Genomic DNA, 26,108 nt, shown 5'->3' on the forward strand with positions numbered 1-26,108 from the left:
GCCCAGCGCGCCGCGACCCCGACGTTCCGCTCACCGGCGACTTTCCTACGGGTACCAGGCGGCGGGAGTGGCGGGCATGCCTGAACCGCCGTCGAGGGTGGGGCGTACCGCAAGGAGTTGGTCGACGCCCATGCGGCGTTCGGCGAAGGCCGGCGAGGCGCCGGCCAGGTAGAGGCGCCACACCCGACCGGTGGTCTCGCCGACGAGGTCTTCGACCTCGGACCAGCGGTCTTCGAGACGGGTGCGCCAGGCGTCGATGGTGGCCGCGTAGTGCTCGCGCAGGGATTCGACACTGCGGATCTCCAGTCCGGCGGCCTCCAGCATGTCGGTGGTGCGGCCGACGGGCCGCATGTGCATGTCGGGTGCGATGTACGACTCGATGAAGGGTCCTCCGCCGGGTGCGTCGGCGCCGCGTGACATCTGCTGGATCAGGAGCCGGCCCTCGGGGCGCAGTGCGTCGTGCAGCTTGGTGGCGAAGGCGGGGTACTCGGCGTCGCCGACGTGTTCGCCCATCTCGACGGCGCAGGCCGCGTCGTACCCTCCGCCGTCGATGTGGCGCCAGTGCCTCAGCTGGACCTCCACCTGTCCGGCCACGCCCTCGCGGACGGCCCGCTCGGCCACGAAGTCCCGCTGCTGCCGGGAGAGGGTGACCGCGGTGACGCGCACCTTGTGTTCCCGGGCGGCGTGCACGGCGAGGGAGCCCCAGCCGCACCCGACGTCCAGGAGCCGATCGCCGGCCCGCAGTCCGAGCTTGCGGCAGATCAGCTCCAGCTTGTCCCGCTGGGCCTCGGCCAGACCGTACGTTGCGTCGGCGGGCCGGGCCCAGTACGCGCACGAGTACGCCATCGACTCGTCGAGGAGCAGCGCGTAGAAGGCGTTGGACACGTCGTAGTGGTGGCTGATCGCGGCGCGGTCCCGGGAAGAGCTGTGCAGACGGCCGGTGAGCCGCGCGCGCCCGTCCGGCCGGCGTGGGGGCAAGGAGGCCGCGCCCAGTCCGACGGCGAGGGCTGCGGCCGCCGCCAGCCGGGCCGGACGCGGACGTACGACCCCCTGCTCACGCACGGCCCGGCCGGCCCGGGAGAGGGCGGTGGCGAGGTCGCCCTCCACGTCGAGGTCGCCGCTGACGTAGGCCTCGGCGAGGCCCAGCTCACCGGGCTGCCAGAGCAGGCGGCGCAGGGCGTCGGGGGAGCGCAGTACGACCAGGGGCGCGTCGGCGGGCCCGGCCTCAGCGCCGTCCCAGTCGCGCAGTCGTACGGGGAGGGGGCCGGTGAAGAAGTGACTCAACAGAGCGGCGAGACGTGTCGCCGCGGGCTTCATCGGCCGTCCCCTACAACGTCAACGTCGGCGACCGCCGTCTTCCGGTGTTCTGCCACAACCGCTCCCGCCACAACTGCTCCCGCCACTCGACACGCCGCTGGTGCGCGGCCGTTCCACCCGTACTTCGCAGTCGAAGGCCGGGCGGATTGCCGGTGACGGGTGACGGGTGACGGGTGACGGGTGGCGGGTCGGCGGGTCGGCGGGCCGGTGGCCGCCGCGCTGACGGGTTCAGACGGGCAGGGTGGCCAGTTGCGAGGCCAGGGCCGCCGCCGGTGGGAAGGTGGCGCCCACGGCCGTGACGTGTTTCCAGTGCAGGCGGCCACCCGCGTCGATGATGAACACCGAACGCCTCAGTCCGATCAGGGGCGCGGTGATTCCGAAGGACCGTGCCACGGCCCGGTCCGGGTCGGACAGGAGCGGCATCCGCAGCTGCCTGGCCCGGGCGAACCGCTCGTGGCTGTCGATGCCTTGGGCGCTGATCCCCCACACCACTGCCCCCGCGGACTGCAACTGCTCCAGTCCGTCGGAGTAGGAGCACAGCTGCGCGGTGCAGACGGGTGTGTCGTCGCCGGGGTAGAAGGCGAGGACCACGGGGTTTCCGCGCTGCTCGTGGAGGCTGTAGTCGCCGAGGTGAAAGGCCCCTCCGCTGAGTTGCCCGCCGGACAGGCGGAACTCGCCGGGGACGTCCCCGATCTTCGGGGTGCTGGGCATGCGCCCTCCTTCTGTGATTCGGCTGCAGGCACTGGTTGCCCGCAGAACGTGGTGGGTCGCTGCGGTTCCCGTCAGGCGGGCAGGGCCATCAGCAGCAGGGGATCGGTGGTGGGCCGGGAGGATCCTCCGGCGGGTTCGACGGTGAGGCCGACCGCGGTGGCGGTGGCCGCTCCGCCCTGGAGGGGGACGGTTCCGTCGCCGTTGTGGACGTCGGTGTGGTGCAGGTTCATGTGGTCACCCCCATGCAGTCGCGGAGCCGGATCAGCCCGTCGCGCATGCGTGTCCGATGGTCGGAAGCGGTGTGCGCAGGGCTTGGGCGACCTCACGGTAGGTCAGGCCGCGGTAGTAGGCCAGGGCGAGTGCCGGGCCCCCGGCCTGGGCCGGCCGTCCGGCCGGGGGCGGCGTGTCCATCGCATATGAGTCCTTCGTCCATTGCCGGTCCGGTGCAGGGCCAAGGGGTGGGTGTGAACGGTTCTTCGGAGCGGACGTTCGTGCGGATGGGAGGGCAACTCGTCACGCGGGCGGCCGCTCGTTTCCCCCACGCGAGTGAACCCGCCTCTCCGGACCGGCCGGAAGCCCGGGGACCGCGGAGGACCGGATGAGGGCAGGGCCTGGGACGTTCACCGGGACCCATTCGTTCGGGTGACGGGCCAATCCGCCCGATGGGTGCCGACGAATGCCGGGTGTGAGCAGCTTCCGCACCACACTCGCCCGGGCCGGCCTCGGGGCACTGTCGGGCCTGCTGGCCGGCTCCACCGCGCTGGCGGTGGCCCAGCTGACGGCCGCCCTGGTGCGGCCCGCGGCCGGACCGGTGACGGTGGTCGGGGGCGCGGTCATCGACCGCACCCCGGCGCCGGTGAAGGACTTCGCGATCCGCACGTTCGGAGAGAACGACAAGCTCGTCCTCCAACTCGGCATCCTCGTCCTGCTGAGCCTGTTCGCGACCGCCCTGGGCATCCTCGGCCTCCGGTACCGGCGGGCGGGGGCGGCCGGGGTGCTGGCGTTCGGGATCATCGGCGGGGCCGCCGCCCTGAGCCGGCCCGACAGCGGCGGAGCCGCGGACGTCCTGCCCTCGGCGGCGGGCGCGGTGGCAGGCGCTGCGGTGCTCTACCTCCTGGCGGGCAGAGCCGATCCCGCCGGCTCGCCGAACCGGGCCGACCGCAGCGGGGCCGGTTGGACCCGGCGGGGATTCCTCAACGCCGCTGCCGCCACCGCGGCCGCGGCGGCCACCGCCGGAGCGCTGGGACAGGTGCTGTCCGGGCAGCGGGGGCTGGGAGCCGTCACCTCCCGCAACGCCCTCCGCCTGCCCGCCCCGGCCTCTCCCGCTCCCGCGGTTCCGGCCGGCACCCGGCTGATGGTGGACGGCATCAGCCCTTTCACCACGCCCGTCCGGGACTTCTACCGCGTCGACACAGCACTCGCCGTCCCCATGGTCGACGCCGGCACCTGGCGGCTGCGCATCCACGGCAAGGGCGTCGGCAGGCCCCGTACCTACACCCTCGGCGAGCTCCTGGCACGCCCGCTCATCGAACGGGACATCACCCTGACCTGCGTCTCGAACGAGGTCGGCGGCCCCTACCTCGGCACCGCCCGCTGGCTCGGCGTACGGCTGGCCGACCTGCTGGCCGAGTGCGGGGTGGAACCGCCGTCGAAGGGCGGCGACGCCGATCAGCTGGTGGCCCGTTCCGTGGACGGCATGACGCTCGGATCGCCGGTCGAGGACGTCATGGACGGCCGCGACGCGATGCTCGCGGTCGGGATGAACGGCGAACCGCTCCCGTTCGACCACGGCTTCCCCGTCCGCATGCTCGTGCCGGGCCTGTACGGGTACGTGTCGGCGTGCAAGTGGATCACCGACATCGAGCTCACCACCTTCGACGCCTACGACCCGTACTGGGTGAAGCGGAAGTGGGCGCGCCGCGCACCGATCAAGACCCAGTCCCGCATCGACACCCCCAAGCCCTTCGCACGCCCCGCCGCCGGCACGGTCATGGTCGCCGGCGTCGCATGGGCCCAGGGCCGCGGCATCACCCGCGTCGAGGTCCGGATCGACGACGGCCCCTGGAAGGAGGCCGACCTGGCTGTCCAGGCGGGCGTCGACACCTGGCGGCAGTGGTCGTACCCGTGGCAGGCCACCCCCGGCGGACACACGATCACCGTCCGCGCCACCGACGGCACCGGCCAGGTCCAGACCGAACAGCGGGCGCGGACGACCCCCGACGGGGCGAGCGGCTGGCACGGCGTGTTCGTCACCGTCCCCTAGGGGGCACGCGATGCGGGCGCGGGCCGACCGGCTCAGCCTGCCGTGGCGCGAGTACGCCAACACATCGCCCACCATCCGCGGCGGCGCCGAAGCGCTGCTTACGCAGTCCCCCGAACACCTCACACAGCGGGCCCCATTCACCGGGTGCCCGGCCGGCCGCACCTCCTTCCACCGCCTCACGGCGGTGACGACACCGGACGGCACGCTCTGGCAGTACGAGGTAGCTGTCCCTGGTGAATCGTCGGGGTGGGTGGTGCTTGATGCCGGTGCCGCCCACGACTCGGCCGCCCAGAAAGCGTGTCATCCACCGGGGTTGCCGTGGGGGAGGGCGAGGATGATGTCTGCGGCGCGGGCGATGACCTGGGCGCGGGTGGTGCCGGGGTGGTCGGCGGCGAGGAAGTGGCTGCCGACGGCCGTGCAGAACGCGAGCAGGGCGCGGGCCTCGACCTCGTCAGGGTCGTCGCAGAAGGTGCTGATCGCGTCGCGCGCCAGCTGAAAGCGCTGGTTGTCCACGCGGCGCAGGCGGGCGGCGATGGTGCGGTCGCGGCGGGCCCAGTCGCGGATGGCCAGGTCGATGGGGAGCAGGCGGTCGCTGGAGAAGGTGAGCTGTCCGGCCAGGCGGACCTTGTCCCGCGGGTTGTCGCACTCCCGCTCGATCTGGTCGATGACGTCGTCGACGCTCTCGCGCTCCCAGGTGTCCAGCATCCCGGCCATCAGTGCGTCGCGGTCGGCGAAGTAGCCGTAGAAGCCGCCCTTGGTCACCCCCAGCGCCTTGGCGAGCGCCTCGATCCGCACCGCGTCCACACCGCCCGCGGCCAGCGCCCGCAGCCCCTCCTCGATCCACTGCTCCCGCGGTGTGCGCAATGCGCCCATCTGTGGCCCACCTCACGCTGCAATCCCTGTTGTACGGACCCGTATAACCAGTCTAGTCTCGCGTTGTACGGCATCGTATAACCCGAGAGGGGACATGGCATGTCATTCGGTTTCGTTGCCTTCCACTACCCGGCCCCCGAGCACGTTGAGGAGTTCGTCGCCGAGTGCCACCAGGTCGCCGAGGCGATGCGGCGGCAGCCCGGCTTCGTGTCCGTAGGGGTCTGGGTCACCCCGGACGGCGACGCCGTCGTCACCACCGGCGCGTTCGAATCCGAGGAGGCCTTCCGGGCGACGGCCGACCTCGCCCGCGAGATGGGCGCGACGCCCGACGGCTTGAGCGACCTGGAGATCAGGCCCCGTGAGGTCCACTTCCTTGTGTCGCGGTAGGGGGGCGAGAAAAGGGACCAGTGCTTGACTTCGCCGCATCCGCCGAGAGCACGCCCTGAGATCGGCAGTGCGGGCCTGTTTGACGAACTCGGCGGTTCCGGGCTCGTTGACCGTGTCGATCCTGACGTTGGCCGAGGCCCCGACCTGCCCGGTGGCGGCGCCGCTCCTGACGTCGACCCTCACCTTGTGGGTCACGACCCTCTTGCCGCCCTTGGGCAGTTGCACGCCGCCCTCTAGGACGACCGTGCCGGCGATGCCCCGCTTGCCGTGCTGGTACGTGAGTTTGCTGTCCTCGCGACGTTGAGCCGGACGTCGTCCGCTCCATCGCCGCGCCGTTGACCCCGGTCGTCGCGATGCCCTGCCCCTCCAGGTCGAGCGCGCGTTCCAGGTCGAGTGTCAGGCCGGGGCCCGTCAGCGGGCTCTCGCTCGGCGCGGCGGCCAGGGTGCGTGCCGCCGGGGCGGCGACGGGCGCGGCGTTCACGACGGCGTAGGCCGGCCCGGCCGGCGGGGCGAGCGCCACAGCGTCGACGGTCGGCGCCGCGGCCGGTCGTGGAGACGGCTGGGGCGGAGGTCCTGTGGCATGGCAGAACCTTTTACGCGCGAACGACGGGATGACTTCAAGTGGTCATTCGAATCGCTGTCGGCGGCGATCGCTGGCTGCTGTCTACTCGCCTGAGTCCCGGATGCTGCGCCCTTCCCGCTTGACCGTGCCGCTGCACCAGGTGTGTCAACTTCGCGGGTGGTGGATTCACTCTTGTCGGGGATGGCCGCCAAGGCGCAACGGGGACTTTCGGCCATGACGGGGCGGGCGGGAGAGGGGTGGGAGGCCTGCGTGGTGCCTGCGGTGGCCTTGGCCTCGTCCGTGACGGTGTGGGGGGAGTGGTCCCGTGGGCGGATTCCGCAAACGTGCTTCGCGGGATTGGCCAAACCCCTCCGTTCGTCACTTTACGTGTTCGGTCGAATGCGGTGCGCTACGGGATGTTCGGCTCCGCCACGGCACGCACTGTGCGGCCGGCCGGCGGCGCATTCCAGAAGCGTCCCGAGGGGAAAGAACCATGACCACACCTCCCGCTGCTCCGCTCCGCGTAGCCCTGGCCAACGGCAGCTTCGAACAGCCTGCCGTGACCGATGTCGAAATCCTGCCGGACGCCTCACAGACGCAGGCGGCCAAGCGGGTCCCGGGCTGGCTCACCACTGCCTCCGACCGCAGGATCGAGCTGTGGCATTCGGGCTTCAACGGTGTACCGGCGGCCGACGGTGCCCAGTTCGCCGAGCTCAACGCCAATGAGGTGTCCACGCTCTACCAGGACCTGCCGACCACCCCCGGTACGAAGCTGTACTGGCGGCTGTACCACCGCGGGCGCCAGGGGGACGACACCATGGCACTGGACATCGGCGCTCCGGGCTCCGCGGTGGAGCAGAGGCGCTTCACCGACGGCAACACCGCCTGGGGCTACTACACCGGCACCTACACCGTCCCGGCAGGCCAGACGCTGACGCGCTTCGCCTTCCGTTCCATCTCGGCTGCCGGAGGCAACCGGAGCGTCGGCAACTTCCTGGACGGCATCTTCTTCGGCACCGCTCCCTACGTGGTGCTCGCCAAGACCGCCATTCCCGCGGGGCCGCTGGAGGTGGGCGACGTCGTCACGTACCGCATCACCGCGAAGAACGAAGGCGGCGGCGGGGCCGAGAACCTCATCGTGAGCGACGTGATCCCGCAGGACACGACGTACCTGCCCGGCTCCCTGCGCATCGTCGACGGCCCGAACGCCGGAGCGAAGAGCGACGCGCAAGGAGACGACCAGGCGTACTACGACGCCCAGGCGGACAAGGTCGTCTTCCATCTCGGCAACGGTGCTTCCGCCGTGGAAGGGGGCAGCCTGCCCAACACCGAGACCCTGCCGGCAGGTACCACGGTGGAGTACCGGGCCGTCATCGACCGGTCCGGCGCCGGCAAGCAGATCAGCAACACCGCAACCGCCTCCTACGAGAACCGGCTCGGTGACACGCCGGAGCCCCTGACGTCCACCTCCAACGAGCAGGTCACACAGGTCAAGCCGGCCGCCGACCTGACCGTGGCGAAGGCAGCCGACGCCACCACCGTCACCGTCGGCCAGACGGTGACCTACCGCATCACCGTCCACAACACCGGCCCCAACGACGCCACCGGCGTCACCGCCACCGACCAGCTCCCCGACGGCCTCACCTTCCTCTCCGCCGATGGCCCCGGAAGCTACGCCCCGGCCACCGGGCAGTGGACCGTGGGAGACCTGCCCGAGGGCGCCACCGCCACCCTCGTGCTGCGAGCGAAGGCCACCAAAGCCGGCCTGATCGGCAACACCGCCACCGCCACCGGCAACGAAAAGGACCCCGACACCACCAACAACACCGACACCGTCAGCGTCTGCGTCGAACCGGCCCCCTCCTGCTGCGACCCCTGCGCCGGCCAGGAATAGCCCCCAATCATCGCCACGAGGACCACCTGCCGACACCTACTCCCGGCCCAGCCCTGCGGAAGGACGCGGCCGGGGGTAGGGCCCCGGGGCCCTACCGCTACCGTCCGCCGTCGGCGACCGCATGAGCTTTGGCGGCCGGTCCCGCGACGGGACGCGTGGTATCCGCCAGGCCCGCGGCACACCTCCTGCTCGTCCCCCGTGTGCGCGTGGCCGAGTTCGGGTCCCCAGCAGCCGTGCCGGTACTCCCACAACTGCTCCCCTCGCGGGCCGACGGCCCGGACCGCGCGCTGGCCCGAGAAGACCGCGAACACGGCGTCCGGGCTCACCGAGTGAACGCCGCGGTCCCACCCGGCCAGGAGAGCGGGAAGACCGCGGTCGGCGCCCGCTCCCCCGAGAAGACCTCGTACAGGTCGTAGACCTCCAGCTCGTGCCCGTTCTGGAGAAGGGCACGGCGCGACGCGTCTGCGCGGCTCTCGAAGGCAAAGCCGTTGACCAGTGCAGCCCCGCCCGGCAGCTCCATCGAATCGCTCAGTTGTGCGGTGATCGACATGGGGTGAAAACCCCACTGACAGCCGATGCGTGGGCGGGAGCGGTGTACCGGACGCGATCGCCGGCCTCAGGGCCAGGCACCCGCGAAGTCGATCTCCTCGGCCCACTCCGGGTGGTCTATCAGCGGATTGCGGTTGCCTTGCATCTCGGCTATCGCCGCGTTGCGGTGCTGCTCGTAGACGCCCACCGGATGCTCTCTGTGCCAGTTCAGCAGCATCTCGAGGCCGGTCAGCTGGAGTTCGCGCGCTTCGTCGCCGATCCTGCCGGGGTAGCGGAGCAAGAAGTAGAGCGTCGCCCTGGCGACCGGCCCCTTGCCCGCCGAGGGCTCGAACTTTCCCGGATCCCGGCGCCCGCAGGCGTGCCGAATGGCCTCGTCGAAGTCCGGGAAGTCGAAGTAGGGGATGTTTCCGCGGAAGCTGTTGCACGTCGACTCGCAGGCGAAGAGATGGTGCAGGTCTCCACGCATCGGCTCCTTCTTCGCGAACCAGGACTGGGGCACGACGTGTTCGCAGTTGAAGGGCAGCGACGCCTCCAGGAGGTCGAGCTCGGCTTCGACGGCCTCCCGGCCGGGTGCGCTCTCGTGGAGCATGAACTCCTGCCAGCGTCCGATGCGGGCGGCCTCCACCGCCGCGTCGGCCTCCATGAGTTCCTGTGGAGTGAAGCCCTTGTCCGAGTAGATGCCGTGGAGCTTCTCGTCGGGGTGCAGGTCCACCCACGGGTAGAGCAGGCGCATCGGCTTGTACGCCGGCCGGCGCTCGTGCGTGGATTCCAGGTGCTCGGTGAGCGCGAGGCGCAGGCTTGTGGGATTGCCGACGTGAAGGCCCGCGTAGTAGGCGTCGCGTGCCATCAGGTCCGCGGCCTCGTCGTAGTAGGGGCGGGCCTGGAAGGCCGCGAGGTTGACCATGGCGGCTGCCAGGTCCCGCTCGGCGGGCGACTGGCCGTCGATACGTCCGATCCCGGTCGGCAGTCCCACGTACGAGGGGGCAGTAGCACGGTGCACCGGTCCTGCACCCGGCGATTCGGCCAGAGGCTGCAGGGCATCGGCATCGGCATCGGCGCCGGCGTCGAGGCTGACGCTGATGTGCAGGGGGATGTTCCAGCTGACCGATCCTGTCGCGGCGTGCTGCTCACCGGTCCCGCTGCCGCTCCTGCTCCCGTCCATCGTTACGCCCTTCGGCGCGGCGCCGTTCATGCGGTCCGTCAGAACCGTCGGCGGCGACACTTCCACGGGATGGAGGGAAGAGCCGGCCGCGAACAGCTCCGCGCGGAGCGCTGCGGCGGCGCCGGACAGCGGGAACTGCTGGATCACGCCGAGGATGCGGCTGACCCGCACGCCCTCGTTGGCCTTCCAGTCCACCCGGTGCTCTCCCATGCCCGGATGCCAGCGCGTTCCGTCGACGGCCAGTACGTTGCCGTCGCGGTCCTTGCGGGGAGCACCTGCGTGGTGCAGTGCCACGACCTCCCACTGGTCGTTGAACACCGGAGCGCCCGAGGAGCCGCGCGCCGTGTCGGCCGAGTAGTGCACGAAGTCGTCCAGCACGTCCACGATCTGGTTGTCCCGGAGGGCAAGTTGCTTGGGCTCGCCGTTCGGGTGCTGGATGATGTTGACGAGTTCCCCGATCACGGCCTTGCCCTGAGCTTCCTTGAGCGGCAGTCTCCCGAAGGCCGCCAGCGGCTGACCGTCGCGGGAGCGGCCGGAGACAGCCACCACGGTGAAGTCGAGGTCACGGTGGGTGATGAAGAAGCTCTGCGGATCGAGCTGGAACACGACCGGAACGAGCGGCTGGCCGTCCAAGCCCGCCTGGAAGTTGAACTCGATCACTCCGGCGGCCGCTTCCTCGGCGGAGCCCAGCACGTGGTTGTTCGTCATCAGCAGCGAGGGGGACACCAGGAAGCCGGTTCCGTGGTGGGACGATCCGGGACTCCGGACGGTTATCCGGCCGATCGAGCGGGCGGCGAGGAAGCCGCCTTCGAGGTAGTCGATTCCGATGAGATCGTTGCGGCCCATGAACCGTTCAAGCATCAACAGGTCGGTGCTGACCAGCTCGCGGTCCAGGTCCAGGCTGGTACCGGTCGTGGCGGTCGCCGGTGTCCGCTCGATCGCTGTGGCCATCGCCCAGTCGACGCCGAGACGGTTCAGCCTGCTGTTGACCCGTTCCCGGGTGTCGGCATAGAGGATGCCGTGCTGCTCGAGGGCCTCCCGATGACCGTCGCGTTCTCCGGTACGGCTTGCGTAGCGCCGACCGGCATCCTCCATCTGCTCCAGGAAACCCTTGTCGGCTTGTGACAACTGCTCCACTGTCATTTCGGCTCGCCTCCTCGGCGGCGCTCTTCATGATCAGATGTCGGAGTTCCTCCCCTCATTTCAGTATGGGCACGGGGCGTGAGCGCCGCTCAGCCGAACAGACGGGCGTTCCGGAGTGGTTGCTGCGTCAATCTCTCGCCACGGTCGGATCGAGGACAGGCCCCGCGTACCCAGCCAGGCTCCTCCCCTCCCCTCCGGTACCGCGAGAGGTGGATCCGGGTCAGCAGGCCGTGGAGCCGGCCGGCGCCCCGGGTCGCTTCGCCGGCCGGGTCGTCGTCGAGCCGAGGGGCATCTCCAGCTCCGCGATCGTCTCGTCCTCGCGTCGCCCTCAGCGTGGGCGGCATCGCGCGGGCGCGCCGCACCGCCGGGCCGGGACATCGCACGTGTCGGCGTGTGCCGTAGGCCGTCGATCGTTGGCGAAGGGCGGGCGTGAGGGGAATGTCGAACCCGACACGGGCGGCTGCAACGTCGGGGGGGTCCTGTTGCCCGGTTGGGCTTACCGGCCACGAGCCTTTCCGGTGGCCCCACTGTCATGCTCAGCCGACCGGAGGGGCACCCGGCCGAGTCGGCGAGCTCGAACTCATGCCCGCCGAGCATGTGGAGTAGCGCGTGCGCCGAGTGGTGGAGGACCGGCTTGCCGGGGTGCGGGCGCTGGTGAAGCATCAGATTAAGGGACGTGCCGCCTGCGCATCGTGATGCCGGGATTCGCGGCGCGTCGTCCTTCTGCCTGCCTGCTCGACTTCATGAGGAGTGGCCATGGAAGACAGCCCGCTGACCCGACGACGGCTGTTGTGGGGTGCTGCCGGCGCGGCGGGCACTGCTCTGGCCGCTGTCGGGCTGCCCCAGCTGATGAGACCCGAGGAGAAGGTGAAACCTGCGCTGCCGGGCCCCGGGCACAAGGTCCCCGTCGCCGCAGGGCCGCCTGCGACACTGCGAACGGACCCCTCGGTGGACTACGCCCCCGCCGTCTGGGTCGAAGCCTCCGAGTCCAACTACACGGTCTCCGACCGTCCCGAGGCGTATCCCATCGAATACGTCGTCATTCATCTGACAACGGACATCTTGCCGGTCATGTTCGCCAAGTTCAAGGACGCCGCCGAGAGGGTGTCCGCGCACTACATGATCAGCGCAACCGGCACGCGAATCGCCCAGTGCGTGCGCGAGCGCGACGTGGCCTGGCACTCCGGCAGCGTCTGGTACAACTACCGGAGCATCGGCATCGAGCACGAGGGCTGGACCGATCAGCCGGTCTACACCGACAAGATGTACGAGACGTCCGCGGTGCTCACGGCCACGATCTGCGCGAAGTACGACGTGCCGGTCGACCGGGACCACATTCTGGGCCACGTGGAGGTCCCGCTGTCCACTCACGACGACCCCGGGACCGTGTGGGACTGGGACAAGTACATGAATCTCGTCGGGACCGCGCGCCGGCGCATCAGGACCTGACACCGCGTCGACCCCGTCACGAGGGCTTCCCGTCGCCGTAGAGCCACGAGTCCCAGATCGAGTCGAGGTCCCGGCCGGCCCTGGCCTCCACGTACGAGGTGAAGTCCCGCGTGGAGGCGTGGCCGTGGCGGTGGCTCTGGGTCCAGCCCCGTACCAGGGCACGGAAGCCCTCGTCGCCCACGGCCTGGCGGATCTTGTGGATCACCATCGCGCCCCGCACGTACACCGGCTGGCCGGAGATGTCCGAAGCGCTCGGCGGCTCGGCAGGCGGGAAGTCCCACTCGTCGTCGTCCGCGGCCTTGGCGTGGTTGCGGTCGAAGTGGTCCTGGGCGCTGGCCCCACCGTGGTCTTCGGTCCACAGCCACTCCGCATAGGTCGCGAAGCCCTCGTTGAGCCACATGTCCCGCCAGGTTCGCGGGGTGACGGAGTTGCCGAACCACTGGTGGGCCATTTCGTGCACCACGTTGGTGGTGTGGAAGATGCCGGCCGGAATGGTCGGCCTGGTCTGGGTCTCCAGGGCGTAGGGCACATCGGCCGCCTGATCGACGATCACCCCGGCGGTGGAGAAGGGGTAGGGGCCGAACCTCCCCTCGGCCCATTCCATGATCTCGGGGAACCGGCCGAGGACCGCTCCGTCCTCGTCCACGCCCGCGGTCGTGTCCATGGCCGACACGACCGGGATGCCCGACCGGGTCCGGGAGGTCCTGATGTCGTAGCTGCCGATGGCCACGGTCGCCACGTGGCTGGCCATGGGCTCGGCCTGGTGCCAGTGGAAGGTGGCGCGGTCGCCGTTGGTGTGCTGGGCGCGAAGCCGCCCGTTGGAGATCGCCTGCACCCCCTTGGGGACCGTGACGGTGATGTCGTACGAGGCCTTGTCCGAGGGGTGATGGTTGCCCGGGAACCAGGACATCGAGCCCGTCGGCTCACCGAATGCCACCGCTCCGTTGTCCGTCCTCAACCAGCCTTCGCGCCAGCCGTGGTCATGGGTGATCGACTCCGGCGTGCCCGCGTAGTGCACGACGCTGCGGAAGGCGGCGCCCTTCCTGAGATGGTCGCGCGGCTGCAGGGTCAGCTCCTGACCGTCCTGCCGGACCTGCGCCTCGCGGCCGTCGACGGTGGCGCTCTGCACCTGCATGCCGAGGAGGTCGAGATTGAAGGCGCTGAGGTCCGCAGTGGCCTTCGCCGTGATCTCCGCAGTGCCCTTGAGGCGACCGCTGCCGGGGTCGTAGGCCAGGGTCAGGGCGTAGTGGGTGACGTCGTAGCCGCCGTTGCCGAGCTCCGGGAAGTACGGGTCACGGGCGCCCGCGGCGCCGGGGTGCCCGCCCCGGAACGGCGCCCCATGCGCCTTCGGCCGAGCGGTGTCCGCGCCCGTGCGGGCGCCCGCCCCACCGCGGCCGTCGGACTCCGAGCACGCGGGGAGGGTGGCGAGCAGGCCCGCGACCGCGAAGGCGGCCAGACGTCCGGAAGTCTTCACGCAGCCGATCATGACCCAGGCTCCGAGCGCCCCGACCTCGCCACGCCGTGCCCATGGCCCCTCCGGCGGGCACGGCCACGTTCCGTCAGGCCGGGCAGGTCTGCGGCAGCGATGCCCGGCCCCCGGTCGGCCACGGCCACGGTCGCGCCGCGGACCATGACGTGCACCTCCGCGCGGGCGGCGGCGGGCGCGGTGCCGGGGTGCGGCCGTGGCGCAGCGCGTTGTCGAGGAGGTTGCGGACGGCGATGCGGACGAGCGCAGGGTCCGCGGGGACGACGGAAGCGTCGAGGGAGGTGGTCACCACGTGCGGGCCGGCCGCCAGTTCCTCGCAGGCCTGCTCGGCCAGCTGGTCGAGCCGCAGTGGGACCTCGGCCCGCACCGTGGCGTCGCGCTCCATCGCGGTGCGGGCGAGCGCGGCCGGCCGGGCCCCGCCCTTGGCGGGGTCGGCCGGTCCCGGGGAGGTGAAGACCAGGCGCAGCGTGTCGCCGGGCGCAGCGTGCAGCACCCGTACGCGGGGGTGCCGCGGGTGTTTTCGTCGTCGTGGAGGCCGTCGAGTTGGAGGCTGTCGTCCGTGGAGTAGATCAGTGAGGTGCTCACGGCGGCGCGCCAGGAGCGTCCGTCGGTGCGGATCACCATCCAGGACAGCGCGCTGACATAGGCCAGGGTGATGAGGGTGTAGGCGAGGGCCAGCCGGAGCCCGCGCAGCCGTCGGTGGGCCGGCGAGCGCCGACGGCCGGCCCGCGATCATCTCGGCGCCGAACTTCTCGGCCTGGGCCTGCACGTTGACCATGAGGTCCGGGCCGTCGATTCCGTCGGGGAACCCGGGGAAGTGCGCGGGCGGTGTAGAGGGCGGCGGCTCATCCGGCGGGGCCGGAGCCCATGACGATGACGTCGTGGACGTCGTCGGTGGGGGCGTCTCGGTCACGGCAGGTGCTTCAGGCCTTCGACTTGGCGTCGATCTCGGTGATCAGGCCCTCGATGAGGCCCTTGATCTCGTCGCGGATGGGGCGGACGGCCTCGACGCCCTGGCCGGCCGGGTCTTCGAGCTGCCAGTCGAGGTAGGTCTTGCCGGGGAAGTACGGGCAGGCGTCCCCGCAGCCCATGGTGATGATGTAGTCGGACGCCTGGACGACTTCTTCGGTGAGCGGCTTGAGGTAGGCGTCGGCCAGGTCCACGCCTGCCTCGGCGAGGGCGTCGAGCCGTTCGGCCGGCACGACCGGGTGCGGGCCGACCCGGGCGTGCTCGGTGAGACGCGTGTGGGAGTCGGCGAGCACGTCCAGCACGGTTTCCGGCGCGAAGCGGCCGGCGAATCGGTTGGCGAGGCGGGCGGTCTCGGCGGCCGGGCGTTCGTCCGGCAGGAGGGGCGAGGAGGGCGTGGGCATGGCGATCCCGTTCAAAGGATCCAATTAGGTCAGTGCAGGCTGGTGTCAGCCCCAACTGATGTGACAGTATCAGTCCATGATGACGTCAGTCGACACTGATCTGATGCGGATTCTGGCCGACCCTCTCAGGCTTCGGATCGTGGCTCTGCTCGCCCGCGAGACGCTCTGCACCACCCACCTGGTGGAGGAGACGGGCGCGAAGCAGACGAACCTCTCCAACCACATGAGGGTGCGGGAAGCGGGGGTCGTGGAGACGGAGCCGTGCGGCCGGTACATCTACTACCGCCTGCGCCCGGAGGTCATCGAAGCCCTCGCCGGCCACTTCTCCGACCTCGCTCAGACCGCGCGGGCCACCGCAGAAGCGGATCTCAAGCGGGCCTGCTCATGACCCGCTTCCTGCCTCACCTGCCCGAGAGGAACCTGCCTTGACCGCCACCGAGCCCGCCGCGAGCGACGTCACGGCCGCCGATATGGCGCCGCAGCCCGCGCCCGGCGCGACTACGCCCCGTACCCCGTTGATCGCCCGCGCGGCCGCCGAGCTGGTCGGCACCGCCGCCCTGGTCGCGGTCGTGGTCGGCTCCGGCATCCAGGCCACCGACGTCACCGACGACGTCGCGCTGCAGCTGCTGGCCAACTCGACCGCCACCGTCTTCGGGCTCGGCGTACTGATCGTCCTCCTCGGCCCGGTCTCCGGTGCCCATTTCAACCCGGCCGTCACGCTGGCGGAGTGGTGGACCGCCCGCCGCGGCGGTGCCGGCGTCACCGCCCGCGAGCTCGCCGTGTACGTGCCGTCGCAGATCGCCGGCGCGATCGCGGGCGCGATCCTCGCGGACGCGATGTTCGGCGAACCGCTGGTGAAGTGGTCCACTCACGACCGCTCCGCCGGGAACCTCCTCCTCGGCGAGGTCGTGGCGACCGCGGGTCTGATCCTGCTGGTCTTCGGTCTGGCCCGCACCGACCGGCTCCGTTTCGCGCCCGTCGCCGTCGCCTCGTACATCGGCGCCGCCTACTGGTTCACCTCCTCCACCTCCTTCGCCAACCCGGCCGTCACCATCGGCCGCGCCTTCACCGACACTTTCGCGGGCATCGCCCCGGCCTCGGTGCCCGGCTTCATCGGCATGCAGCTGATCGGCGCCGCAGTGGGCCTGGCTCTGGTGGCGGTCATCTTCATGCGCGGCCAGACCGACTCCGGGACGCCTGCGGCATGACGCAGCGCACGGACGTGGTGGTGATCGGCGGCGGCCAGTCCGGGCTCGCCGCCGGCTACCACCTGCGCCGCCTGGGCATCGAGCACGTCATTCTGGACGCCGAGGCGGCACCCGGCGGGGCCTGGCAGCACACCTGGGACTCCCCGTGCCTGTTCTCCCCGGCCCAGTACTCCTCCCTGCCCGGGCGGCTCATGCCCTCCCGGCCGGGCGAGCTCTACCCCGACGCTGCCCACGTCGTGGGCTACCTCACCGACTACGAGAAGCGGTACGAACTGCCCGTACACCACGGCACGCGGGTGCAGAGCGTGCACCGCGACGGGCCCCGCCTGCGGGTCGAGACTGACTCCGGATCCTGGACCGCGCGAGCGGCCATCAGCGCCACCGGCACCTGGACCCGCCCCTTCCTGCCCGCCGTCCCCGGCCGGCGCGACCGCCAGGGCCGCCAGCTGCACACCGTGCAGTACCGCAGACCGTCCGAGTTCGCCGGGCAGAGCGTGGTTGTCGTCGGCGGGGGCAACTCCGGCGCGCAGATCGCCGCCGACCTTGCCCACAACGGAGCCGACCTGACCTGGGTCAACCGGCGCGCGCCCCGCTATCTCGCCGACGACATCGACGGCCGCGCCCTCTTCGACGCGGCGACCGCCCGCCGCCGGGCCCTCGACGAAGGCCGCACCGACACCGGCGGCGTCGCCTCCCTCGGCGACATCGTCGCCGTCCCGCGCGTACGCGCCGCCCGCGACGCCGGACTCCTCACCGCCGCCCGATGTTCACCCGCCTCACGCCGACCGGGGTCGAGCGGGCCGACGGCACCCGCCAGGCCGCGGACGCGGTCATCTGCGCCACCGGCTTCAGGCCCGCCCTCGCACACCTCGCCGGCCTGGGCCTGCGCGGCACCCGAGGCCGCATCGCCACCGTCGGCACCCGCGCGGCCGAAGACCCGCGGCTGCACCTCCTCGGCTACGGCGACTGGACCGGCCCGGCCTCCGCCACCCTGATCGGCGTGGGCCGCACCGCTCGCGAAGCCGCCCGCGAGATCGCCTCCCTGCTCGCCTGATCCTGCCCTGCCGTCAGCGCCTCGTGCTGGGCACGTTCGAGCAGGCCGTCGGCGTGGCTGTGCGGATTGCGGAGGGCTGCGAAGGAGCCCTCGGCGACAGCCGCAGCGCCGCGGTGGATGCTGCGGTAGGTGTCGCTGCGGTCGTCCTGCATCAGCCGTAGGCGGCTGCGTCTCGGCGTTGGCAGGACACGGTGCAGAATCTGCTCGACCACCTGGGCGCCGGCCAGGATGTCCTTCTGGTCCCCGCGGTTGGACATGCGGGAGGTGCCGACGGTCATCCCTGGAGGGTTCGGCGGGTGGTAGAGCGTGGTCAGCTCCAGGAACCGGGCCGGCTCCCCGCGGGCTCATGCGATGGCTGCGAGGGGAACGGCCATGGCCGAATCCTGGACCTGTGCCGATCGGTCGGGAACCAGGATTCCCAGATCGGTTCACACAACCACGGTGCTGCGGCGCTCCAACAGGATCACGTCCCGCCACGTGCCGTGGTGGCGGCCGACGCGTTCGCGGGTGCCGATGACGCGGAAGCCCGCGCGCTGGTGGAGGGCGAGGCTGGCGGTGTTCTCGGGGAAGATCCCGGACTGGACGGTCCAGATGCCCGCGGTCTCGGTCGAGGCGATCAGGGCGTCCAGCAGGGCGCGGGCGACGCCGCGGCCGCGGGCGTCGGGGTGGACGTATACGGAGTGCTCGACCACGCCCGCGTACGCGCACCGGTCGGAGACCGCGCTCGCCGCGACCCAGCCCGACACCCGGCCGTCCTCGTCGAGGGCGACGAAGCGGTGGCCGGGCAGCTTGGCCTTGTCGAACGCGGCCCAGTCGGGGGCCTGCGTCTCGAAGGTGGCGTTGCCCTCGTCGATCCCCGACTGGTAGATGTGCAGCACCTGCTCGGCGTGCTCGGGCAGCAGTTCCTCGATCCGCACGCCGGTCACGCCGGTCACGCCGTCTTCCCGGCGCCGGCCAGCAGGGCGCCCATGGCGGCGAGCACGGACGGCTCGACCCGGTAGTACACCCACGTCCCGCGGCGCTCGGAGGACAGCAGCCCGGCCTCCTTCAGCTTCTTCAGATGGTGGGAGACGGTGGGCTGGGAGACTCCGACGTCGGAGATGTCGCACACGCACGCCTCCCCGCCCTCGTGGGAGGCGACGGCGGAGAACAGGCGCAGGCGCACGGGGTCACCGAGGGCCTTGAACATCTTCGCGGCGACCTCGGCCTCCTCGGCCGACATCGGGCGCTCGTTCAGCGGCGGGCAGCAGGCCGCGACGGCGTCGGGCTCCAGCAGCGGCAGAACCTTCACATTCGACATACGTCTATGTTGACACACGTCGAACTAAGAAGGCAGGGGATCCGGCACGGGCCAGATGGGCGCCCGGACGGCGGGCCGCCCGGGCGGCACCGCGGCCGACCCCGCGCAGCGTGTTGGAGGACAGGCCGTGCTGCCGCTCCGGCCCGACGGACGCCGGGCCCGGACGGGCCGGGGAGGCGCCGCCGCGGTGGCGGGCGCGCCCGGCCGGGTCGAGGGTGCCGTCGAGTCCGGCAAGGTGGGGCAGATGGGGTCGGTAGCCGGTGGCGAGGATCAGCGCGTCCAGCCGCTCCATGGTGCCGTCGGCCACGTGACCCGGTCGTCGGTGAGCCGCTTGAACATCGGGCGCCGGTCGGGACGCCGGCGGTGAGGGCGGCGCGGTAGCGGCCGTCGTCCGGGACCGGCGGGGCGGGCGGAGTCCTCAGGAGCCGTTCGAGCGGGGCGGTGTCCAGGCCGGTGCAGGACCTGGCCGGCGAAGGTCTCCAGGCCCGGCTGGCCCGGCTGGCCCGGCAGGTCAGGGCGGTGCGGGCGGCCGAAGCTGCCCGAGGCGGCGGCCGCCCGCGCCCACAGTTGCCCGCCGCCCTCCAGGTCGACCGTGGACCCGGCGACGTCGGGCCGGACCGCTGTCACGCGCCGGCCCGCGCGGATGCCGGCCTGCAGGCGGGCGGCGTAGGCGGTCGGATGGGCGACGGCCTCCTCCCGGGTCCGACGCCTCCAGCGCCACCGGCTTCAGCCCTGCCCTGACCAGCGCATGCGCTGCAGCCGCCCCCGACTGCCCGCCCCCGATGGCGACGGCTTCCGCGTGGTCCGCGGCAACTCCTAATAATTAGATGAACGTCTATGTTGACGTCTGTCGATACAAGTGCCATGCTGATCACGCAAGCCATAGACAAACTTCGAAACACAAGGGAGTCCTCATGAACGAGCCGGTCAACCCCACCAGCCCGAACCGCGCCGCGATGACGGGCTCCTGTTGCGGCACCGCCCCCGCACCCGCCGAGGTGGCGCCCGCCCAGTCCTCACCCTGCTGCGGCACCAGCGAGGACGCCGCAACCGCCGGAGCCTGCTGCGCCCCGCAGGCCAAGAGCGAAGCCGTCGCCGCCGGCGCCGGCTGCTGCTGACCCACTGAAGCCCCCGCCCACCCGCCCGCCTGCACGAAGACCCGGAGACATGCCAATGAGCGAGACCACCACCGAGCTGCCCGTCGTCGTCATCGGGGCCGGCCCCGCCGGACTCGCCGCCGCCGCCCACCTCCTCGACCGCGACATCACGCCCCTCGTCCTGGAAGCCGGACCGCTCGCCGGGGCCGCCGTGCGCGAGTGGGCTCACGTACGGCTGTTCTCCCGCTGGGGCGAACTCGTCGACCCGGCCGCCGAGAAGCTCCTGGCCCCGACCGGCTGGACCAAGCCCGCCGAGGGCACCTACCCCTCCGGCGGGGACTGGGCCGAGCGCTACCTCCAGCCGCTGGCCGACGTGCTCGGCGAGCAGGTCCGCTACGGGGCGCGCGTCACCGGCGTCTCCCGCACCGGCCGCGACCGCATCGTCGACGCCGACCGCGACACCCAGCCCTTCGTCGTCCACTACGTGAACGCAGGCGGCCGCGAGCAGCGGGTCCTGGCCCGCGCCGTCATCGATGCCTCCGGCACCTGGTCCACCCCCAGCCCCGCAGGCGGCAGCGGACTCGCCGCCCTCGGCGAGAAGGCCGCCGCGGACCGCATCACCTACCGGGTCCCGGACCTGAAGGACCCCGCGGTCCGCGCCCGCTACGCCGGGAAGCGGACCGCGGTCATCGGCTCCGGCGCCTCCGCCTTCACCGCCCTCGCCTACCTCGCCGATCTCGCCACGTCCGACGACGGCACCGGCACGCACGCCACGTGGATCCTGCGCCGAGGGATCTCCGGCTCCACCTTCGGCGGCGGCGAGGCCGACCAGCTCCCCGCCCGCGGCGCCCTCGGCCTGGCGGCCAAGGCCGCGGTCGACGGCGGCCACGCCGACGCGGTCACCGGTTTCCGCACCGACGCCGTCGAACGCGACGGTGACGGCCGCCTGGTCCTCGTCGGGGAGGACGGCCGCCGCCTCGACCCCGTCGACGAGGTCATCGTCCTGACCGGCTTCCGCCCCGACCTGACCTTCCTGGACGAGCTCCGCCTCGGCCTGGACGAGCGCCTCCAGGCCCCGACCGCGCTCGCCCCGCTGATCGACCCCAACCAGCACTCCTGCGGCACCGTCTACCCGCACGGCGTGAACGAGCTCTCCCACCCCGAGAAGGACGTCTACCTCGTCGGCATGAAGTCCTACGGCCGCGCCCCCACCTTCCTCGCGATGACCGGCTACGAGCAGGTCCGCTCCATCGCCGCCCACCTCGCTGGCGACCAGGAAGCCGCCGAGCGCGTCGAACTCACCCTCCCCGAAACCGGCGTGTGCGGCGGCGCGGGCCTCTTCGACGAGCCCGCCGCCGCGGAGGAGACCGGTGGCGGGTGCTGCGCGGCCCCGGCCTCCCTCACCATCGGCGCCGCTCCCGCTTCCTCCGGCGGCTGCTGAGGTGGGCGGCCTTCAAAGCGGCGTGGCCGCGACCGGGACGGGGGTCCGGTCGCGGCCACGCGCCGTCCTGCCCGCCCTCTGCCTCACCCAGATCACCAGCTGGGGCATCGTCTACTACGCCTTCCTCGTCCTCAACCCGGCCATCACCGCCGACACCGGCTGGAGCGCGGGCGCGACCACCGCGGCGTTCTCCGCCGCCCTCGTCGTTTCCGCCGGCGCCGGGATCCACGTCGGCCGCGTCCTGGACCACCGCGGCCCCCGCACGGTCATGACCGCCGGCTCCGTCCTGGGTTCGCTGAGCCTGCTGGTGATAGCCGCGGCCCCCAACCTGGCCGTCTTCGTCGCCGGTTGGCTCCTCGCCGGAGCGGCGATGGCCGCCATCCTCTACCAGCCCGCCTTCGCCGCCCTCACCCGCTGGTGGGGCCCCGACCACATCCGCGCGCTCACGATCGTCACCCTCGCCGGCGGACTCGCCTCCACCGTCTTCGCACCCCTGACCGCGGTCCTCGCCGACCACATGTCCTGGCGCGCAACCTACGTAGTACTCGCCGGCGTCCTCGCGGCCCTGACCGTCCCCGCCCACGCGATCGCGCTGAAGGCCCCGTGGCCGCCGGCCCCGCCGAGCCCGCCGCACGTCACCGGCGGCCACGAAGGCGTGGTGCGCAGCCGGGCGTTCTGGATGCTGGCCGTCACCTTCACCCTGTCCGCGTTCGCGATGTATGCCGTCGTCATCGGCCTCGTCCCCCTGCTGATCGAACGCGGCTACACCACCACCCAAGCCGCATGGGCTCTCGGCCTCGGCGGCGCCGGCCAGACCCTCGGCCGCACCCTGTACGGCGCCCTCGCCAGCCAGCTCGGCGTCACCGCCCGCACCGTCACCCTGATCGCCCTCGGCGCCCTCACCACCGCAGCCCTCGCCGCCGTGGCCGGCCCGTACGCCCTGCTCGTCGCGGTTTCCGTCCTCGCCGGGGTGATCCGCGGCAACCTCACCCTCCTCCAGGCCACCGCCGTCACCGACCGCTGGGGCACCACCCACTACGGCCGACTCTCCGGCCTCCTCGGCGCACCCGCACACGCCGCAGCCGCCCTTGCCCCCTTCGCCGGCGCGGTCCTTGCCGGACCCCTCGGCGGCTACCCCGCACTCTTCGCACTGCTCGCCGCGCTGTCGGTCACCGCTGCTGCCACAGCATGGGGGACTCGTCCGGACACCGGCCCGAGAGGATGACCTCCAGGGTTCCTCGGCCTCGGCCGCAGGGACATCCGTCTCGTCGTCGAGCACGTGCCCGGCCCGTCCAGTGGGCGGCCGCAGGGATCGAGCCATGGCCGTCGGCCGCCCTTACTGACACGCATCGCGGGCGAGGGAGGGCACGGTGCCTCGGGGCCGGTGTCCTTGCCAGAACGCGGCGGCAGAGCCTGCGGCGTCCGGTGGGCTTGTCGGGGTACGGGAGCTGCTCCCAGTTGTCGGGGTGCCGCCCGATCAGCGGGCCGTCCGCGTAGTCGATGGTCGCGGTCATGTCGGGCTTGGCGAGGGCTTGGCGGGGCTTGGCCGAGGTAGACCGGGTCCGGGTCGCCCCGGGGGCCGGTGAGTTCTTCGAGGGGGCCTTCCCGATACGCGGGCCGGACGATCTCCACGAGCGCGCTGTCCAGGGGCCGACGAGGGGCTGTGACCGCCTTGCCGTCGCCTCGGTCATGGGGCGCCACTGGCCGTCGGGGGTGATTGCACCGGGCTCGTAGGCGGTCTCCTCGTGGCGGTGGTCAGGTGGCCGCGCGGGAACGCCGTCGCACGTTAACCGAGTTGCGTCGCTCCAGCCGTAGAGCCGTCCGAGACCCCATTTGCCCAAGAGCCCCTGGGCCCGCAGCGGGCTGGACGGTGCGAGGCTGAAGGTTGCCGAAATCGTCGCGGTCCATGAGGTCCGGGTCTTGTCGGTGCGATGCCCGGTGGCGGAGTGGCCCGTCCCGTGGGAGTCGGCCGGCTACGGGATGCTTGATGTTGGTGAACCCACCCGCCGATTCTTGCCAGGGTTTGGGATCTACCCGCTCGTGAGCTGCGATGGCTCAATCCTGGCCCTCGCCGGGCGGCCCACCGGCACCGGCACCGGCACCGGCGCCTGGGCCCGTGCCCTCTGGGCCGATCCCGCACAGCCCGCAGATGTCCGAGTGCCTGCCGCACTGGCCTGGCTCCGCCTCGTGGCCGATCCCGTCCCGGACGAACTGCGGAGGCTCGCCCTGCTGCTGACGGATGACCTGGCAGCTTCCCTCAACGACGTGCCGTGGATCGCCCATGTCGGCGAGAGACGGTGCTGCGCGCCGCGGCAGTACTCGCCCCCGGGGGAGGGCTGCTGCTCCGCCTGGTCCGCACACCGGCCGACCGGCGCCGGGGAACTTCCCCCTGGACGATGTCCGCGAGGTCCCGGCGCAGCCACCTCGCGAACAGGCCCTGGCCGACCGGGTCTCCACTTCGGTCCGGGAGCGGGCCCGGACACGAGGAACGGGCGCGCCCGGACCAGGACCGGGCATGGACTTGCGACCGCGATCGTTTCCGTGGAATGGAGCGGAGCAGCGGTGACGCCCCCGTTCAGGCTCGTGCACTTCCGTCCGACAGCGCCACGGCTCGATCACGAGGGGCATTCCGAGAACGCCGTCTGGTTCTGCAGGGACCACGTCCGCCACACCGAGGGCAAGGCCCACATGAGCGCCGTCCTGGCCGTGGTCCACATACGGGCGGCGGTCCGGCGCGCGGGGCCGAACCCCTGGCCACTCACCAGCATCCCGTGAGCACTGCGTCTGGTCATGCGCCGGGAGCGGCATCAGCGCTGCCAGCCTCGGGGCGGAGGGAGCGTTCCCCGCGGAGCTGCTCGGCGACTTCGTGCGCCCGTCCCGGGTGGTAGACCGTCACCGTGTCCCTCGCAGCGCCCCGTGGCGTGTACCGGTAGTTGCGGATGCCGTGGCGGTCGGCCAGTTCGTCCACTGCACTGACGGGCACCTGCCACAGGGCAGCAAGCGCCGACGGTGTCCACCACTCGTCCGGGCAGCAGAAGTTCTGGTCGATTTCCTTCTGGTACTCGACCACCGCTCGATCTGAGCCGAGTCGGCTGGTCAGCCAGGCGAGCAGGCCCTCCGTGTCGGCCAGGCACACCGGGGCGCGGAAGGCCGGCTCGCAGGCAATCTCTCCTCCGCGTCCCGTGTGCAGCACGACTTTGATCGACTTTCGTTGCCCCAGTCTGAACCGCTCGACCACGACGATGCGCTCCAGATCGGCCGCGGCGACGGTCGACGACCGCAGGAAACGGGCGATCACGAGGTGCGTCGCGCTGTCGTGCGGGCGGAACTCGATCCACCGGACCATCGTGGCCGGCACCACCCACATCAAGCCCACGATGAGCCCGACCACGGCCAGGACCGTCAGCCCGAGGATGATCCAGAAGAGGGCCCAGGCGACTGCGGACTGCGTGAGCAGGACGACGACCAGGAACGCCAGAAGGAGGGGGGCCGCGATCCACAACGGGATCAGGACGCTCGAACCGAGCGCGACACCCAGCTCGCGCAGGCGACTTGGTACGAACACCAGCCGCGCACCAGCTGCTGTCGCCGACACAACTCCCGTCGGCGGGTCCGGGTCACGAGTGGCCATGGGACGAATATAGGCACCGGCGGCGCAACGGGTAAGGGTGCGGACAGCGCGTCAGTTCCCGCCGGTCGGACCGTGCAGTTGTCGCCGGTATCCGGCGTCCGGGCTCGCGACGGTGGGGTCGTGGCCGTCCGGCCTGCAGGCTCCTTGCCCGGCAATCGCTTCTCAGAACGGCGCGGCACTGCGGCTGCCCACCCCTGGCCGGGAGCGGCCGGCCTCAGAGAACCGCCCGTCGAGCAGCCCCCACTTGCGCGTGCTCACGCTCCTGGATTCGCTCGGCGAGAGCGTCGCCGCGATCGTCCTCGGCAGGCGCGGGGACGTACTCGCGCGGCACCGCACCGGACATGCGCTCTTAGCCGAGCACGTCTCCCATGACCTGCCGCAGGATCTGCGACGGCGCAGCCCCCCACCGTCGGAGCCGTGAGCGTGGACAACCAGGGCAGCAGAGCGGCACGGGGTGTCAGGCGATGGTGCCGCCACCGTCGACGTAGACCGTGGAGCCCGTGGTGTAGGGGTTGTCGGCGAGGAAGAGAACCGCGGCGGCGACGTCCGCCGGGGTCCCGACGCGGCCCACGGGAAGACGGCCCGCCGCCGCCTCGTACATGGCGTCACGTGCGTCCGCCGCGAGGCCGTCCCACAGGGGCGTGCGCAGGAGGCCGGGCGAGACGGCGTTGACGCGGAGCGGGGCGTACTCCAGGGCCAGGCCGCGGGCCAGGGCCTCCATGGAGGCGTTGATGGCGCTCTGCAGGGCGGAGGCCTTCGAGGGACGCTGCGATAGGTAGCCGGCGATCAGGGTCAGCGAGCCCTGCGGGTCGATCGTGACCGAGCGGGCGATGCGGTACGCGCCCCAGAACTTGCTGTCCATGGCGGCGTACGCGTCGGCCAGCGGGAGCGCGTCGACGCGGCCCATGGGCGTCTCGGCGGCGGACACGACGACGTGGTCGAAGGTGCCCGCGGCCCGGGCGAACTCCTCGACCTCGGTGTCGGAGCGGATGTCGAGGGGCGTGGCCGTGGACGTGCCGGCGAGGGCGGAGAGTTCGGCGAGGGCGGCCTGGAGCTTGTGGGGCGAGCGGGAGACGATGACGGTCTCGGCGCCGCGCTCGGCGAACCCCCGGGCGGTGGCGAGGCCGACACCGGAGGTGCCGCCGACGATCAGGGCGCGCCGGCCCGCGTAGCTGTTCATGGTGTGCGTCTCCTGGGGTGTGGTGCGGAAG

The 26,108-nt window shown here is 71.8% G+C and carries 25 protein-coding genes and 3 pseudogenes; 11 read left to right on the forward strand and 17 right to left on the reverse strand.

All coding sequences use genetic code 11. The annotated features are described in order from the left end of the window. Positions 1 to 45 precede the first annotated feature (45 nt). From OHA91_RS35925 to OHA91_RS35940, 4 genes and pseudogenes are all read right to left on the reverse strand, one after another. Positions 46 to 1,317, reverse strand: coding sequence for an SAM-dependent methyltransferase (locus OHA91_RS35925; RefSeq protein ID WP_266505186.1), 1,272 nt, complete (start codon positions 1,315 to 1,317; stop codon positions 46 to 48). A 228-nt stretch (positions 1,318 to 1,545) separates the two neighbouring features. After that, entirely contained in the window at positions 1,546 to 2,028 is a 483-nt protein-coding gene (locus OHA91_RS35930; RefSeq protein ID WP_266505183.1) for a peroxiredoxin, read from the reverse strand. 71 nt (positions 2,029 to 2,099) lie between these two features. Further along, a complete protein-coding gene (locus OHA91_RS35935) occupies positions 2,100 to 2,258 on the reverse strand; it encodes an anti-sigma factor domain-containing protein (protein WP_381621483.1) in 159 nt (52 codons plus the stop codon). Continuing rightward, a pseudogene (locus tag OHA91_RS35940) lies at positions 2,255 to 2,391 on the reverse strand (sigma factor-like helix-turn-helix DNA-binding protein); the annotation flags it as partial. The gene OHA91_RS35935 and the pseudogene OHA91_RS35940, both read right to left, overlap by 4 nt. 313 nt (positions 2,392 to 2,704) lie before the next feature. Here OHA91_RS35940 and OHA91_RS35945 point away from each other — a divergent pair. Next, positions 2,705 to 4,291, forward strand: a complete 1,587-nt coding sequence (locus OHA91_RS35945; protein ID WP_328740770.1) for a molybdopterin-dependent oxidoreductase — start codon at positions 2,705 to 2,707, stop codon at positions 4,289 to 4,291. Between the two features lie 300 nt (positions 4,292 to 4,591). On the opposite strand, the gene OHA91_RS35950 is transcribed toward OHA91_RS35945, so the two are convergent. After that, a complete protein-coding gene (locus OHA91_RS35950) occupies positions 4,592 to 5,164 on the reverse strand; it encodes a TetR/AcrR family transcriptional regulator (protein WP_266505174.1) in 573 nt (190 codons plus the stop codon). Between the two features lie 99 nt (positions 5,165 to 5,263). Between OHA91_RS35950 and OHA91_RS35955 the strand changes: the two genes are divergently transcribed. Continuing rightward, on the forward strand, positions 5,264 to 5,551 hold the full coding sequence (locus OHA91_RS35955) for an antibiotic biosynthesis monooxygenase (RefSeq protein WP_031147910.1): 288 nt from the start codon (positions 5,264 to 5,266) through the stop codon (positions 5,549 to 5,551). A gap of 1,055 nt (positions 5,552 to 6,606) precedes the next feature. Next, entirely contained in the window at positions 6,607 to 8,007 is a 1,401-nt protein-coding gene (locus OHA91_RS35960) for a DUF7507 domain-containing protein (protein WP_266505172.1), read from the forward strand. Between the two features lie 322 nt (positions 8,008 to 8,329). Here the strand turns inward: OHA91_RS35960 and OHA91_RS39955 are convergent, their stop codons facing one another. From OHA91_RS39955 to OHA91_RS40070, 3 genes and pseudogenes are all read right to left on the reverse strand, one after another. Then, positions 8,330 to 8,557, reverse strand: a complete 228-nt coding sequence (locus OHA91_RS39955) for a hypothetical protein (RefSeq protein WP_408059215.1) — start codon at positions 8,555 to 8,557, stop codon at positions 8,330 to 8,332. 66 nt (positions 8,558 to 8,623) lie between these two features. Then, positions 8,624 to 10,861, reverse strand: a complete 2,238-nt coding sequence (locus tag OHA91_RS35970) for an endonuclease (RefSeq protein ID WP_328740771.1) — start codon at positions 10,859 to 10,861, stop codon at positions 8,624 to 8,626. A 194-nt stretch (positions 10,862 to 11,055) separates the two neighbouring features. Further along, positions 11,056 to 11,214: pseudogene (locus OHA91_RS40070) on the reverse strand (IS110 family transposase); the annotation flags it as partial. Positions 11,215 to 11,617: 403 nt separating this feature from the next. Here OHA91_RS40070 and OHA91_RS35975 point away from each other — a divergent pair. After that, positions 11,618 to 12,310 carry an N-acetylmuramoyl-L-alanine amidase gene (locus OHA91_RS35975; RefSeq protein WP_078959158.1) on the forward strand — a complete coding sequence of 231 codons (693 nt, stop codon included), beginning with the start codon at positions 11,618 to 11,620 and terminating at the stop codon, positions 12,308 to 12,310. 16 nt (positions 12,311 to 12,326) lie between these two features. On the opposite strand, the gene OHA91_RS35980 is transcribed toward OHA91_RS35975, so the two are convergent. The 3 genes from OHA91_RS35980 to OHA91_RS35995 all read right to left on the reverse strand — a co-directional run bounded on the left by OHA91_RS35980 (position 12,327) and on the right by OHA91_RS35995 (position 15,190). Next, the gene (locus OHA91_RS35980; RefSeq protein WP_031147920.1) at positions 12,327 to 13,796 is read right to left on the reverse strand and encodes a M1 family metallopeptidase; all 1,470 of its coding nucleotides are present in this window, start codon (positions 13,794 to 13,796) and stop codon (positions 12,327 to 12,329) included. A 73-nt stretch (positions 13,797 to 13,869) separates the two neighbouring features. Further along, the gene (locus tag OHA91_RS35985; RefSeq protein ID WP_031147922.1) at positions 13,870 to 14,289 is read right to left on the reverse strand and encodes a hypothetical protein; all 420 of its coding nucleotides are present in this window, start codon (positions 14,287 to 14,289) and stop codon (positions 13,870 to 13,872) included. A gap of 430 nt (positions 14,290 to 14,719) precedes the next feature. Beyond that, a complete protein-coding gene (locus OHA91_RS35995; RefSeq protein WP_328740772.1) occupies positions 14,720 to 15,190 on the reverse strand; it encodes an arsenate reductase/protein-tyrosine-phosphatase family protein in 471 nt (156 codons plus the stop codon). A gap of 52 nt (positions 15,191 to 15,242) precedes the next feature. Here OHA91_RS35995 and OHA91_RS36000 point away from each other — a divergent pair, with 52 nt between their 5' ends. The 3 genes and pseudogenes from OHA91_RS36000 to OHA91_RS36010 all read left to right on the forward strand — a co-directional run bounded on the left by OHA91_RS36000 (position 15,243) and on the right by OHA91_RS36010 (position 17,428). Beyond that, a complete protein-coding gene (locus OHA91_RS36000; protein ID WP_328740773.1) occupies positions 15,243 to 15,554 on the forward strand; it encodes an ArsR/SmtB family transcription factor in 312 nt (103 codons plus the stop codon). Between the two features lie 37 nt (positions 15,555 to 15,591). Then, positions 15,592 to 16,374, forward strand: coding sequence for an aquaporin (locus tag OHA91_RS36005; RefSeq protein ID WP_328740774.1), 783 nt, complete (start codon positions 15,592 to 15,594; stop codon positions 16,372 to 16,374). Further along, positions 16,371 to 17,428: pseudogene (locus tag OHA91_RS36010) on the forward strand (ArsO family NAD(P)H-dependent flavin-containing monooxygenase). Before OHA91_RS36005 ends, OHA91_RS36010 begins: the two are co-directional and overlap by 4 nt. Here OHA91_RS36010 and OHA91_RS36015 read toward each other — a convergent pair. The 4 genes from OHA91_RS36015 to OHA91_RS39960 form a co-directional block, all read right to left on the reverse strand. Beyond that, positions 17,332 to 17,706, reverse strand: coding sequence for a TIGR02391 family protein (locus OHA91_RS36015; protein ID WP_031147926.1), 375 nt, complete (start codon positions 17,704 to 17,706; stop codon positions 17,332 to 17,334). The pseudogene OHA91_RS36010 and the gene OHA91_RS36015 overlap by 97 nt on opposite strands. 150 nt (positions 17,707 to 17,856) lie before the next feature. After that, a complete protein-coding gene (locus OHA91_RS36020; protein ID WP_037631801.1) occupies positions 17,857 to 18,354 on the reverse strand; it encodes a GNAT family N-acetyltransferase in 498 nt (165 codons plus the stop codon). 5 nt (positions 18,355 to 18,359) lie between these two features. Beyond that, positions 18,360 to 18,728 carry an ArsR/SmtB family transcription factor gene (locus tag OHA91_RS36025; protein WP_031147930.1) on the reverse strand — a complete coding sequence of 123 codons (369 nt, stop codon included), beginning with the start codon at positions 18,726 to 18,728 and terminating at the stop codon, positions 18,360 to 18,362. Between the two features lie 511 nt (positions 18,729 to 19,239). Next, a complete protein-coding gene (locus OHA91_RS39960) occupies positions 19,240 to 19,512 on the reverse strand; it encodes a hypothetical protein (protein WP_408059252.1) in 273 nt (90 codons plus the stop codon). A 130-nt stretch (positions 19,513 to 19,642) separates the two neighbouring features. Between OHA91_RS39960 and OHA91_RS36030 the strand changes: the two genes are divergently transcribed. From OHA91_RS36030 to OHA91_RS36045, 4 genes are all read left to right on the forward strand, one after another. After that, positions 19,643 to 19,846 (forward strand): hypothetical protein, encoded by a 204-nt coding sequence (locus OHA91_RS36030; protein WP_328740775.1) that lies wholly within the window; start codon positions 19,643 to 19,645, stop codon positions 19,844 to 19,846. Between the two features lie 55 nt (positions 19,847 to 19,901). Further along, positions 19,902 to 21,266, forward strand: coding sequence for an NAD(P)-binding domain-containing protein (locus OHA91_RS36035; protein WP_328740776.1), 1,365 nt, complete (start codon positions 19,902 to 19,904; stop codon positions 21,264 to 21,266). Between the two features lie 22 nt (positions 21,267 to 21,288). Then, on the forward strand, positions 21,289 to 22,491 hold the full coding sequence (locus tag OHA91_RS36040; protein WP_408059216.1) for an MFS transporter: 1,203 nt from the start codon (positions 21,289 to 21,291) through the stop codon (positions 22,489 to 22,491). A gap of 1,337 nt (positions 22,492 to 23,828) precedes the next feature. Next, on the forward strand, positions 23,829 to 24,041 hold the full coding sequence (locus OHA91_RS36045) for a hypothetical protein (RefSeq protein WP_031147942.1): 213 nt from the start codon (positions 23,829 to 23,831) through the stop codon (positions 24,039 to 24,041). A gap of 13 nt (positions 24,042 to 24,054) precedes the next feature. Here the strand turns inward: OHA91_RS36045 and OHA91_RS36050 are convergent, their stop codons facing one another. Both OHA91_RS36050 and OHA91_RS36060 read right to left on the reverse strand, forming a co-directional pair. Beyond that, on the reverse strand, positions 24,055 to 24,897 hold the full coding sequence (locus tag OHA91_RS36050; RefSeq protein WP_158714740.1) for a hypothetical protein: 843 nt from the start codon (positions 24,895 to 24,897) through the stop codon (positions 24,055 to 24,057). Positions 24,898 to 25,354: 457 nt separating this feature from the next. Further along, complete coding sequence (locus tag OHA91_RS36060) at positions 25,355 to 26,077, reverse strand: SDR family oxidoreductase (RefSeq protein ID WP_031147947.1); 723 nt, start codon at positions 26,075 to 26,077, stop codon at positions 25,355 to 25,357. Positions 26,078 to 26,108 lie beyond the last annotated feature (31 nt).

This window comes from Streptomyces erythrochromogenes (assembly GCF_036170895.1).
In the GTDB taxonomy this organism is placed as follows: domain Bacteria; phylum Actinomycetota; class Actinomycetes; order Streptomycetales; family Streptomycetaceae; genus Streptomyces; species Streptomyces erythrochromogenes.